Origin of the sequence: Petrocella sp. FN5, assembly GCF_029210395.1 — a bacterium.
Classification (GTDB): domain Bacteria; phylum Bacillota; class Clostridia; order Lachnospirales; family Vallitaleaceae; genus Petrocella.
Genome location: NZ_JARGDP010000009.1, coordinates 1 through 13,300, shown reverse-complemented (window position 1 = coordinate 13,300; position 13,300 = coordinate 1). Strand labels below are relative to the sequence as shown.

General features: G+C 36.0%; 9 protein-coding genes. 1 reads left to right on the top strand and 8 read right to left on the bottom strand.

All coding sequences use genetic code 11. The annotated features are described in order from the left end of the window. Positions 1-3 precede the first annotated feature (3 nt). The 5 genes from P0N36_RS04205 to P0N36_RS04185 are packed head-to-tail and all read right to left on the bottom strand — an operon-like array spanning position 4 to position 9,501. Positions 4-1,641, bottom strand: coding sequence for an Hsp70 family protein (locus P0N36_RS04205; RefSeq protein ID WP_275841585.1), 1,638 nt, complete (start codon positions 1,639-1,641; stop codon positions 4-6). A gap of 12 nt (positions 1,642-1,653) precedes the next feature. Further along, the gene (locus tag P0N36_RS04200) at positions 1,654-3,072 is read right to left on the bottom strand and encodes a hypothetical protein (protein WP_275841584.1); all 1,419 of its coding nucleotides are present in this window, start codon (positions 3,070-3,072) and stop codon (positions 1,654-1,656) included. A gap of 14 nt (positions 3,073-3,086) precedes the next feature. Then, complete coding sequence (gene grpE / locus P0N36_RS04195; protein WP_275841583.1) at positions 3,087-4,778, bottom strand: nucleotide exchange factor GrpE; 1,692 nt, start codon at positions 4,776-4,778, stop codon at positions 3,087-3,089. Between the two features lie 15 nt (positions 4,779-4,793). Then, positions 4,794-6,470, bottom strand: a complete 1,677-nt coding sequence (locus P0N36_RS04190; protein WP_275841582.1) for an Hsp70 family protein — start codon at positions 6,468-6,470, stop codon at positions 4,794-4,796. A gap of 10 nt (positions 6,471-6,480) precedes the next feature. Next, a complete protein-coding gene (locus tag P0N36_RS04185) occupies positions 6,481-9,501 on the bottom strand; it encodes a DUF5717 family protein (RefSeq protein WP_275841581.1) in 3,021 nt (1,006 codons plus the stop codon). 188 nt (positions 9,502-9,689) lie between these two features. Here P0N36_RS04185 and P0N36_RS04180 point away from each other — a divergent pair, with 188 nt between their 5' ends. Continuing rightward, positions 9,690-10,799: a pyridoxal phosphate-dependent aminotransferase gene (locus P0N36_RS04180; RefSeq protein ID WP_275841580.1), complete on the top strand. Its 1,110-nt coding sequence runs from the start codon at positions 9,690-9,692 to the stop codon at positions 10,797-10,799. Positions 10,800-10,886: 87 nt separating this feature from the next. Here the strand turns inward: P0N36_RS04180 and deoC are convergent, their stop codons facing one another. The 3 genes from deoC to asnA form a co-directional block, all read right to left on the bottom strand. After that, positions 10,887-11,552: a deoxyribose-phosphate aldolase gene (gene deoC / locus P0N36_RS04175; protein WP_275841579.1), complete on the bottom strand. Its 666-nt coding sequence runs from the start codon at positions 11,550-11,552 to the stop codon at positions 10,887-10,889. 99 nt (positions 11,553-11,651) lie between these two features. Then, the gene (locus P0N36_RS04170) at positions 11,652-12,158 is read right to left on the bottom strand and encodes a hypothetical protein (RefSeq protein WP_275841578.1); all 507 of its coding nucleotides are present in this window, start codon (positions 12,156-12,158) and stop codon (positions 11,652-11,654) included. Between the two features lie 25 nt (positions 12,159-12,183). Then, positions 12,184-13,194, bottom strand: a complete 1,011-nt coding sequence (gene asnA / locus P0N36_RS04165; RefSeq protein ID WP_334305348.1) for an aspartate--ammonia ligase — start codon at positions 13,192-13,194, stop codon at positions 12,184-12,186. Between the last annotated feature and the right edge of the window lie 106 nt (positions 13,195-13,300).

The window sequence follows — 13,300 nt, the reverse complement described above, 5'->3', positions numbered from 1 at the left end:
CTTTTAGTTTGCTTGTATGATCTGCATCTCATTGCGGCTTGGAGAAAACTTACGGTTAAATTCACTTGCCACGTATTCACCACTGTAACCCATATCTTTAACCTGACCATTCACTGTGCCACTCATTTCATCAATAGATAATGTCACTTCTAGTCGGGTTTTACCTTTAGGGCGTTTGGGTAGACCTAGTATTCTGACATCTCCAATAAGTTTGCAACTTTCCAGCTGATCCTCTTTCTTAATTCTTTCTAGAATTTTCAGGTCTATGCTGGTCATATCTTCATCATTATTGCCTGATAAGGTGAATCTCATGGTTTTTTTTGCTAATGCATAGGGGGTACCTCTTTTTATCATTGAATAGAAATCTTTTTTATCTTCATAATCTATCTCAAAACCAATGTCATGGGGTACCGGTATTTCAAAATGAACTTGTCGATCTGAAGTATGTAAATCTCTATGTTTTAGAAGACCAAGCTTCATAGCGGCATAATAAGTTGCCCCCATAGATATATCTAGGGCCGGTTGTTCAGATACATATATCTTATCTGAGTCATCAAATATTTCACCAAGCATTCTTTTTACCCATGGCATTTGGGATGATCCACCTTCTAGTATAACTCTATTTATTTCATCTGGGCTAATAGGTCCATTATACCCTTCCTTTAACGTCTGAAGCACCAATGCTTTTGTCTTTTGTATAAAAGGGCGAATAATATCTTCAAATGCGTCTCTAGATAAGTTTTGTACAAAGGGGGGTACACAAAAAGTATATGGTACTCTATAGTTTATAACACCTGAAAGACGTTCCTTCGTCTCCCTCGCTCTTTGTGTCAGCTCTGCTACACTTTCAACCGTCATCATCTCTCTTGTCTGTCCTGTTTTTTCTTCCATCCATTTGACCATCTGTTGATAAAGCAACGCATCAATATGGTCACCACCATGATAGGCTTCACCGCCTTCACTTATAACCTTAAGATGGATGGCTTCGTCTTCTTTTTCGGCCACATTAAAGACGGTTATATCCAAAGTGCCGCCACCAAAATCAAACACCATCACGTTTTCGTCTTTGCTTAAATCATGCCTAAAGTTATAAGCTAATGTACCGGCTTTCGGTTCTTCCATTAAACCAATAAGACCGTCACTTAAACCTGCCAGTTGACAAGCTCGTATGGTTGCCTTTTTTGCTGCGTCATCAAAATCATAAGGCACAGATACCACAACACCTGCCAAAATCATTTTAGGGTTCAGTCCTCTGACATGGTCAATCAGTGCTTTCAAAATCATGGCTGCTATTTCTTCCGGTAAATAATCTCGGTTGTTAAGCTTTATTTTATCTTTCGAACCCATCTTCCTTTTTATGGACATAATGGTTGTTTCAGGATAAATTCTGAAGGTTTGAAGGGCTTCTTCACCAATAACCCATTCTCCTTCATGGTCTTCTTCCTGTCGGTATTGAACCACTGAAGGCATCGGTATCTTGCCGAATCCATTACTAACATCAATTGGCTCAGGTTTACCTGTTCTACTGTTCCAATAACTGGCAACAGAGTTTGTTGTGCCAAGGTCGATACCAATTATATACCAATCTTCTTCTAATTCACCCTTGATTTTTATCTGTTCTTTGTAATGTTCCCAGTTCATATAACACCTCGTCTATAATTCGTCATAAAAGACCGTCGGCACCAAGTGCATCTCATGATCAAATTCTATTTTTAATGTGACTCTAAATATTGCTTCACTATTTTGAGGCTTTAACTCCATAGCAGTAACTTCCTCAATTTTGTCCTTAGCATCCTTTGTGCATACCTTAAGATTTAAGTCTTTATCCTTAACCATAATAAGCCCCACCGGTGTAAAATCTGAAGCATAGTGGCTACCTGATTGTGCAATTATCAAGAAACGCTCTGCTTCACCCTCTTGAACCATAACACCATAGTCTTTCTTTAAACGTCCAATATAATTCACTTTTTGATTTCTATAAGGCTTTAAGGACCATAATGAAGCCCCTTTTGATGCCGCGTCCAAATCTTCAACCAAGATACTTATTCTTTTTTCCTGAAGGTGATACTTTGGCCATAGGTTTCTGAATCCGTTTCCCATGACCACAACCTCATAATCATCCTCTAATGTATTAAGCTTGTCTAACTGTTTTTCAAATACTGACTCAATGGGTTCAAAAGCCTTCGTTAGTTCAGATACATATATCTTGGCCTGAAAAGGTGGGTGTGCAAATTTGTAGGTTATTTTTACATCATTCTTGCCTTGATAAGCTTTTAGAATATATGAATAATATGTTTTACACATATCTTGAATCTGTCTAATCTCTTCTTCATCCAAATTTTGTCTATTATTATAATTTAAATAAGCTGTACTTATTAATTTTTCTATTTCTTCTAATATAGCATAACCAGATAAGGCTTTTGACTCAATGATGAGACGGATGGTTGTATTTTTCCCTAGGTGGACATCATAGACTCTAAAGGCTTCATGACCGAAATCCATAAAGTAGCATTGTTTTCTTTCAATTAGACTATAACCTTCTAAGAAAGCGAGCATCGCTTCGGAGTTAGAGATTACATGGATCTGTAACTTACTCAATCCTTTATTTGATTTTTCTAAGTATAGGGTTACAGCTTCTTTCAATATTAAATGTGCCCTATAATCAACTCTATCCGGTAAGGTTATGGTCAAGCCTTTAATCATACTATTAGGATTAATGTTTTCTAAATGCTTAAGCAGTTCACTGATATAAATGGCAATTAAAGTTTCAGACTCGTAATTAACACTTTCTATATGAAATATTTTTCTCTCATAAAAGGCTGATAATAGGTCCTTTAAAAATATCGTATCTTGACTTGTATGCATCATTACGGCCTCTTCACCAATGAGCCATGTCGCCTCCTTGACTAAATATACCATCTTGGCCGGGACATAGATTTGTCCATATCCACCTGTCCTATCCAACATAACCGGTTTTTTTGTCCGATGTTCTAACGCACTCATGCTTACTGTATGATGCCCAAAATCAACACCAACATAATAATGGTTTTCATGAATTCTAATGCGCTTCATTAATTGCCTCCTTGCTATTTGGCTGCAATGACCATGGCTCTAAGAAGAACGTCGGATTTTGATTGATACCCAACACTCTGGCACTTGATAATGCTCCCTTTTTCAAACCCTTCTAATGATTCTGCTAAAATAGCCTCATGTATTTTCCCATCAAATTGATTATGCTCATGGGGTTCAATAACTCTTATATGTACCCTATCCAGTGCATTCATAAGAGCACGTTGAGTTTCTATTAACAGTAAAGATAATGCCTTTACATGGTCACCTTCCAAATCCATAAGTTTTTTTAGTGAATGGCGCATCAACTCTTCATATGTTCTTAGTTCAAACAATATGTCGTTTTTGAGATAGACTATATTTTGTTTATGAACCTTTTCTTCAATTAGAGCCATTTCCTTTAGATAATGGGTCTGAATATCTAACAAACCTTCCGTCAAACCATCTATAGCCTCTTCTAATAATCCTTCAGCTTTTTCTCCAATCAACATCCTCATATCGTGGAGCTTTTTGTCCTCTATGATACTGACATCTTTCTTGACCAGCTGATATTCTGTATCTTTTTCCTTTAACGTATCGTATTTCATATATATTGTATCACAAATGGCATCTCCAATTTTTTGACCTTCTGTTGTTTTATATTTCAAGTTCAGATTCTGGAGGCCGACCACTAATTGATCAAATATTTCCAGTATATGACAACTTAGAATTTGATAGTTTGTGGATTCTTTTTTTATTTTCATCAACAGGCTTCTATGTGTTTTGTATAGTTCATCGTACATCAAATGAATAAAAGCTTCATGACTATTTTGATGGTTCTCATCCACATATTTTAACATTGTATTCAAATTGTCTTTATAGATGGACATGTTTTTTTCTATTGCTTGCTTAATGCCCTCATCTGATAACAAATCGATTTCATGTTCTTCAATTTGGCAGGTTCTGCTTAACTGATCTTCTTTCATCAAAATCTGCTCATAACCATCCTGTATGATACTCGTTAGTGCCTCAAGAAAATCCACTTCTTGACGCTTCAACGCGCCTTTAAAGTCATCCACCTTAACCATCATAAGGGCTTCCATAACCTTTTTCTGCTCTACTAAAAGCCCTATATACTTATTTTTCTCTATACTATCCCATAAATCACCAAGAATATTTTTTATGATTTTTTTTACCGGTTCATCCATAGCTTCAAAAAACGATAATACATAAATTCGGATATAATCTAACAGTTCTACTTTGGTTATGTGGCTATCAATTGCACATGTCTCATGAAGCATGTCCATTTTCTTACGGTAGGCTTCTTTGATCTTAAGAATACCACCACTTATGATTACCATACGTTCATAGGCAATCGGATTGTCCTTGCCATTTTCTAAATTAAATACAGCATTTTCTGCCATTTCTTTAATCCCGGTGACGATGTCCACCAATTGCTTGTTTTCTAATCGAATTTCATGATCGCCTATAAAACGAATACATTTTTCATATATGCTTTTGGTGTCTTTCATCAAATAATATAAACTTTCAAAACTTTTTGATTCATCTTTGTTTTTTAGATTCTGATTTATTACCAAGAGCATCCTTGATGAGATATTCTCAATCTGGCATTTAATAAGATTACAAGTTGAATCTTCAATTGCATGCATTTTGACCCTATATTCAAGTACAATCTTTTCTATCTCATTTTCTTTTACAATACGATTCATGTTTGCCTCCGATGATTAATATAATTGGTCGACAGCCAAAATAGTTTCTACACCTGTTGTACTTGTACTTGTAGCTATAACTGTCATTAGATGATTTCGATTAACTCTAAAAACAACCTTCACCTTTTCTTCACCTCTTGGCGCTTTGGGAATGCCCTTTAGTGTCGTGGCTCCCAACCTTTTCATACCTTTTTCTGTTACAAATTTCAGTCGTTTCCCACCATCGACTAATGTATCTTCATAGACAACAATGGCCATACTGGTAATATCATCATAGTTGGTGTAAAGTAACTCTTCCCCTTCAATCTCAAGACCTTCTTCAGGAATAGGCATGTTTGCCGCAATAATCTCCATAAAACGACGTCCGGCTATTTCTAATCCCAATGGATGAACTGTCTTTTCTAGTACTTTGGGGCCTTTAATAGACGGTAACATAATCATATTGCAATAATAAGCCGCTCCTTGAGAAATACTAAGAGCAGGACTAATCATTGCTTTATATGGTACCTTCTCGAACTTGTTTGTAATCTGTTCTACTACCTCAACAATGGCTGAACTTCCCCCAACAAGGAACACTTCATCCACGTCCTGAGGTGTAAGCCCTGCTGCTTCTAGGCATCCATCTACACAGTTCATCGTTCTTGCAACTAAGTCTTTAAGAGAAAACCCTTCCATTTGTTTGAAGTCCTCTGGGCTTTCATCCAACTGATGCTTTCTTCTATGATTGTAATAAGTCTCACGGCTTATTTCAAGGCTGATGTTAATCAACTCCGGTTCCTGTAGCAAGGGTGCTAGGACTATTTTGGTGGAAGTTGTCTTAGATAGCTGTTCTTTTGCATGATTGGCTACTTGTTTTATACGGACTAAAGCCATTTTCTTCTGTTGGTTTGATACACCATCCTCTTTTGATAAATCAAATAAGTTAATTTTATGCCCTGTTGTCTCTAAAAAAGCATCATAAACCATATCCATCATTAAACGATCTAAATCATCTCCACCTAAATGATTGTCTCCGTGTGTGCTTGTAATAGATATCTCCGGCTCTTCATCTTGTATGGATCTTAAATTCAAAAGACATGCATCAAATGTTCCGCCTCCAAAATCATAAACTAAAACATGACTATTTTTCGTAGCTATTTGTGCATAACTTATGGCAGCTGCAGCCGGTTCAAGCCTTAAAAATATGTTTTCTTCCATAAAGCCCGCAACCATAGCTGCATAACGCATCTTATTTTTCTGCTTGTCCGTCGAGTTGGCCGGTACCGTAATAACACAACCGCTAAATTCGCCACTAACATGTTTCTCTTCATGGATATAATCATTTGCCTTGATCTTGATATAGCTTAGTATCTGAGCTACAATATCTTCCGGCTTGAAATCATAAGTGGTCTCTTCTACTATCACCTTTATAGGTTGATCTTTTTCTAATAGCCTTTTCACTGATAAAACCGTGCTTTCCGGATAGATAATGGCTGATTCTTTTGCTTGGATACCAAAAATGCTGTTGAGTTTTCCGGCTACTTCCAAATCCATTTCAAATTGTATAGCGGTTGGAAATATAAGTTGGCCATCGATAGGTATTGTATAAACATTGTCTTCATCATAATCATAGACGCTAACCACAGTGTTGGTTGTACCAAAATCGATACCTAAAAATAGTCCTTTTTCAAATTCTAATGTTAATGTCCCCATTTTTTATCCCTCACAGTATTTCCATCGTATCTCGGATGGTTTTTCTAATCCCTATATGATGCCTCACGATTTTATCCAAACTTTCATCATCTTTCATAATTTGACTCATCTTAATTGTATTAATAACATCGAACCCATTCCATTCATTTTGTGGTTCAAGAAATTGAGACTGAACAAACTGATGGCTTTCCGTTATATCTTTTTTTCCGTCCTTAGAAGACTCAACAAAATAATAGTCTACGTGGTCCAAGTAAAAAGTAATAATATAACCGATAAAAAGACCAAAAGCAACATGCTTCATTTTAAGGACCTGATATGTCTCTTGTCCGTCTGCTCTATAATGCATGGTCACATCCATCTTTGATCTACAATTATAAGAAAAAAAAGTGCCTTTTCTAAATCGACTTGTTTCTAAATATGGAATGGCTAAATTGGCAAACCACGGAAATATTATACCATTCTTTACAGCGTTTTTGATAAGATTATTAGAAATTACCTCGTTTTTTTTACCATAGTGATCGTATAATTTAAGTAGCGCCAACCCAATCGGAAAGGAATGTCTACAATTGTAAATATCTTCTTCAAACACTTTAATAAGTCTGTAAGTGCCGTAAGTTTCTTCAATTAAGATACGTGCAGCATAATATCGATCTAAGGCTTCGTATACGATTTCATCATAAAACATTTTTCTGTAATTCAAATAAGCTTCATACACCCGTTCATGATGCAAGCGCGTTATCATGCCTTTATATAAGACACGCTCCATATAGGCTTTTGATGAAACGCCTATTGCTTGCATTTGATCTAAAAAATCCAACATTTGACCTAAGCAGTCTTCGTATGTTTCTGCAATGGTTTTTAGAACCACAGGATGATTGATTTTCACCTTGTTCATTCTATAGGCTAAATCATGAGCATATTCTGAATTTTTTTCACGTAGTCGCTTTAGGATAGCGATAAGAATTTGGCCGTCATCACGATTGAGTAAACCTTCCTGTTCCAGCATCATAAGGTCTTTAAAGCGCTCTTGGTTTAATAATAAATTGACATATACTTTATAGTGCTCATCTGAAATCAGTCGGATTATTATCTTTAATTCTAATTGGTGCTCTAGCCATATAAAATCCAGACCATCAATACCATGTTCCAATAGATCTTTAATGATTTTTTCGTCTATTATAACCAATTGCTTTAGACCATTATTGGAAATCAATGCTTTTAATTCAATCCATTGTTGTCTCTCTAAAAGATATTCTATTTCTTTTAGAATAAGCACACTCTCATCCTTGTTCATATCCCCATGCATACATGTAGGTAAAAAGTCATAATACAACCTTCTATACATACCATAGTAATTATCATTTGGACGTGCTTTCTGACTATATTGTTTTAAGCAATATGCCATTTCATCATGGGTTAGATTCTGATATACGGTCATCAAAGTCAGATTCTCAACTTCAATGTTTAAACGATTATAAAAGGCAGATTTGATATAATATGTCATTAAATCTTTTATAAAAATATTATCCTTTAATACTGCAGCATAAATCGCATGCGCTTCTGAATCAATTCTTTTTTCACGAATCAACGTTGTACAAAACAATTTTTTTAGATTCGTAGAAAATCGCATTGTGTATAACCTATAACATAGATTACTGTCTAACACTTCCGTCTGAATGACTTGATAATATCTGTTCTCAATAAGGTCAATCCATTTATCCGATAGCATATTTTTTGTTAATGCCCATCTTAGCAAGGATCTATAGAACTTTGATGATCCCAATGGAACCATCGGTTTTTCATTTAGTAGAACCGTTGCTTCCGCATAAAGAAATGGGCTTCTAATGCCTTCTATGTATAACTTTTCAAAGTCATGAAAAGTAAGACGCGTCGGATTAAAAAGATGCATACGAAACAGTTGCTTCATCGGTGTCATAGGCCATTTTTTTACGATATCACTTACATCATCACCCTTTAACCAGCTATAGAGTGTAGTCATCAACTCACTATAGTTTTCCGAGTCAAGCTCTTGATAATAATGCTTATATTTTGAAAGTGCTATGAGCTGATTGTTGACTTCATCCACCTCATCTAAATCAATTAATAACAAAATATAAAAAAGTTTAAGATTCATATCCGTCATATGATAGGCTATGGCTTGCTTAAGTACAACCAACGTTTTATTTATAAGATGCTTTTCATGATTCAAGAGATAAGATCTGTATAGCTTATGAATCTCTATGAGAGATTGTTTGAACTCCGTTTCGGAAGTTATTTTCGTGTCAACCTGTAAAATCTTGAATTTGGTAAAGGTTAATTTACATTCAATATGTTCGTATCCAAGTTCTGTATGTATTTCCAATGTTACATGTTTCTCAATAATCGGAAAATACCTCTTGTAATAACCATACCTTAGCTTGGAAAAAAAAGATGTTTTCAAATGAACATCTAGATGGTTCATTTCTTCAACTGCTATAAAGGCATCTTCAACCATTAAGTCTTTGTCTTTCTTTATTACTTTAACAGTTATGGGGTATATTTCATGATTGTAAATAAGAATTCTAGCCTTTTCCTGAGTGCTATATGATTTTTTATTCATGACAATCTGATAGGTTTTTTTTTGAGGTAGAAGTTGAGCTTTTAATTTTTTATTATTGGGTTCAATCCATTGATTCGAATGCGTGGTTGTTTGAATGATTTTCCCCTTTATTGTAATCTTCTTCTCCCCGCCCTGGTAAGTAAATAATAAAAAACCATCAATTTCTTCGCCAAGTTTATATGCCTTAGCATCTACTTCATAAGCCAAATCTGTTTTATTTCCTTCAACCTGTTGGTGCTCTATACGTATACCTTTTCCATATGCTTTTACATACGCAAAAAAATAACCTTCACCTAAGTTTTCCATAAAGATTTTGCTACCATATACTTCACCTTCTTCAATGGCTATATTTATATGTTCGGCAGAGTATACCGGCCTTGGTAACAATAACTCATAATCTGCCTCAATTCGTTTTTCAAAATCACAATCCATTATAAAATTCTCCTTGATCTTGCACTTACAATATATCCATGAGCGTGGTTTTAAGGTATACTTATTATATCATTCCTTAAGGTAGCAAACAACGCATAGAAACGAATAGATATCTTGCAAACTTTTTATATCTGTGTATAATTAATCTAACCAAGCATCTAATGTACAATTATAGGGAGGTTATCTCCATGGCAAACATCCAACAGCACTTTCATGGTAGTGATTTAGAAAAAATCGCCGCCCATTACCATTTAATCCCAACCGATATTATTAATTTCAGTGGTAACGTGAACCCTTTAGGGCTCTCAGCCACCATACAAGAAGAACTGGCAAGACAAATTCATTTGATTGCAGCTTATCCTGACCGAGACTATTTAGACCTTCGAAAAACATTAGGGAAATACATAGGTGCTCCCTATGAAGATATTCTGGTTGGTAATGGTTCCACAGAATTAATATCTCTATTTATCAAAGTACTACACCCTCAGAATGCTTTAATCATTGGACCTACCTATTCTGAATATGAACGAGAAATATTTATTAACAATGGGAAATCCAGATACTTTCCTCTTCTTGAGGAAGATGATTTTAGAATTAACATTGAAAATCTAAAGCAACACCTATCTGAGCAAACAGACTTATTGGTCATCTGTAACCCTAACAACCCTACGTCAACGTCCATTTTCAAAAAAGAAATGAGAGAAATATTGGATTTCTGTCTAGAGCAAGATGTAGATGTTGTTATTGATGAAACCTATGTAGAATTTGCTGAAGATGTAAATGAAATCTCTGCTGTATCACTAACACCCTTTTACCAGAACCTTTTTATCATTCGTGGTGTATCTAAATTCTATGCTGCTCCCGGCTTAAGACTTGGATACGGTATCAGTGGAAACAAAGCCCTTATTCATAAAATTAATGATTTGAAAAATCCCTGGACCATCAACTCCTTGGCTGCCTATGCTGGAGAACTTATGGTTCAAGACCTTGCTTATATCGATAAGAGCAGGCATTTGATCTCAACTGAACGCCAACGAATTTTAAATGTTTTAGGTCAATGGCCCATGGTTAAAGTTTATCCTGCAACCGCAAATTTCATATTAATAAAACTTTTAAGTGCACATAACAGTTTTGAAGTATTTGAAAAGCTCATCAAAAAGAATCTCATGATACGCGATGCTTCAAGTTTTCCATTCTTATCCAATAAATTTTTAAGGTTTTGTATCTTGTGTAAAGAAGATAATGATCTTCTATTGGATGCACTCTGCCGCATTCTTCAAGATGATAATACAATCTAGGAATGATGTAAAAAAAGGTCATGATTATTTTTAAATAAAAAAACGGACACCCTTTTGATAAAAGATGTCCGTTTTTATTAACATACTTTAATAACCTGTTCCTTTGGTTGTTTCATGCTTGACAATTGCGATGCCGGCAGATGCACCTATGCGTTCTGCACCGGCTTCAATCATCTTAGTCGCTTGCTCATAATCACGAATACCACCAGATGCTTTCACTTTTCCATCGTTGCCGATGGTCTTTTTCATCAATGCTACATCTTCAACCTTTGCACCACCCGAACTAAAACCGGTACTTGTTTTAACAAAATCTGCACCTGCTGCCATAGATAGTTCACAAGCTTTTACAATCTCATCTGAGGTTAATAGACAGGTTTCAAAAATCACCTTTACAAGTGCACCTTTTGCAGCTGTTACCACTGCTTTTATGTCTCTTTCAACCAGCTCATAATCTTGATCTTTCAAAGCACCAATATTAATCACCATGTCAATCTCATCCGATCCTTTTTCAAGGGCTTTCTCTGTTTCATATGCTTTTACCTCAGGTAATACCGCACCGAGGGGAAATCCTACTACTGTACAAGTTTTAACTTCACTATCTTTTAATGCTTCACTCACAAACTTAGTATGTACTAAATTCACACAGACAGAAGCAAAGCCGTATTCTTTGGCTTCTTCACATATTCTTTCGACTTCATCCCGTCTTGCGTCCGGCTTTAATATCGTGTGGTCAATGTATTTGGCTAGATTCATGGTTGTCCTCCTTTATTGATTACAGTATCTTTACTTCAGTCTAAGCCTATAAAATACAAGTGTCAATGCAACAACGCCTCACTATGTCATGACATAGGGTCATATCTTCCGGCTGTCATATGCCCAGTGCAACAAGGCCTGTCTTTGCTTTTTTCTACAGTTAAGGTCTAGAGGCTGACAATTTTTTCTAATGGCACCGATATGGCGTCTCATGGCTTTCCATCGCTTAATCTGTCTTAGATCTTCTTCAGGTAAGCGTCTACCAAGATAATATCTACAATACCATTGAAACCAACCCCTAGGGTCTCCCGGATGAATCCAACCTTTATCTTGCCATGCCTGTAAGGGTAAGGATGCATCTACTTTGAAATAATTCAGACGGATGTCTTTCTTCTGTGGTGATAGTTTTGCACCTTCAAACCATGATTTTGGAAATTCATCCTTACAGTCCGTCATATATTTACCACCAAAGACACCAAGGGCTAACATCTCTTTGGGTGTCAACTCCGGCTCAAACATTTCATGAAAATTCTGACCTGCATCTTCTGTAAGATCATAAAACCCTTCTTGCATCTTGTCCTTAAAATAAATGCGTTGATATGCCATGACTGACCTCCAATATATGATGCTCTTATAGTAACATAATGTTGTTACTCCCACATAATTCAAGCATTGCGTCCGGCCATATAGAGGATTGAACCTCTCCAATATGGGCCTTTCGTAAAAAAAACATACAAAGCCTTGATTGACCTATACCACCACCCATTGTATATGGCAGTTCGCTATTTAACAGTGCTTGATGGAAGGGGTATTTTCTTCGGTCTTCACAACCGGATAGTTCGAGTTGACGATTAAGGGCTTCTTCATCCACCCTAATACCCATTGAAGACAATTCAAAAGCACGTTCTAATAAGGGATACCAAAAAAGAATATCTCCGTTTAACGTCCAATCATCATAGTCTGGAGCTCGACCATCATGGCGTTCTCCTGAACTAAGTGTATGACCAATTTGCATTAAAAATACAGCCTTTTTTTCCTTGGTAATCCTGTCTTCTCTTTCCTTAGGTGTTAAGTCAGGGAATAGGTCTTCCAGTTCTTGGGTGGTCATAAACGTTATTTCATCCGGCAAAAATTCTTCAATGCTCGGATAGTGCCTAGCAATGAGTGCTTCTGTATCTTTGAATATTTTGTAAATGTTGTTGACGGTATCTCTTAAGGTAGATTCATTTCGATCTTCTTTATGGATGATTTTTTCCCAATCCCATTGATCCACATAGATTGAATGCAAATTGTCTGTTTCCTCATCTCTGCGTATCGCATTCATATCTGTGTATAAACCTTCACCCGCTTCAAATCTATAACGCTTCAACGCCATTCTCTTCCACTTTGCAAGAGAATGGACTATCTCCACTTCTTTATCTCCTATCGCCTTTACTTCAAAGGCAACCGGTCGTTCCACCCCATTTAGATTATCATTCATACCTGTTTCGGGTCTAACAAATAAGGGTGCGGATACCCTTGACAGTTTTAATTTTCTTGCTAAATCTCTTTCAAAAAAGTCTTTAATTAGTTTAATCGCTTTTTCTGTTTCCTTAATATCCAAATCTGTTTTATAGCCATTGGGTATTATTAGATTTTCCATGGTCTGCTCCATTTGATTATCCACCTTTTCTTGTCCATTCTGATTTTTATCCTATTTACTATCATATCGAATTCTATGTTTGTTGGCAAGCTTTTATCGATTAGGG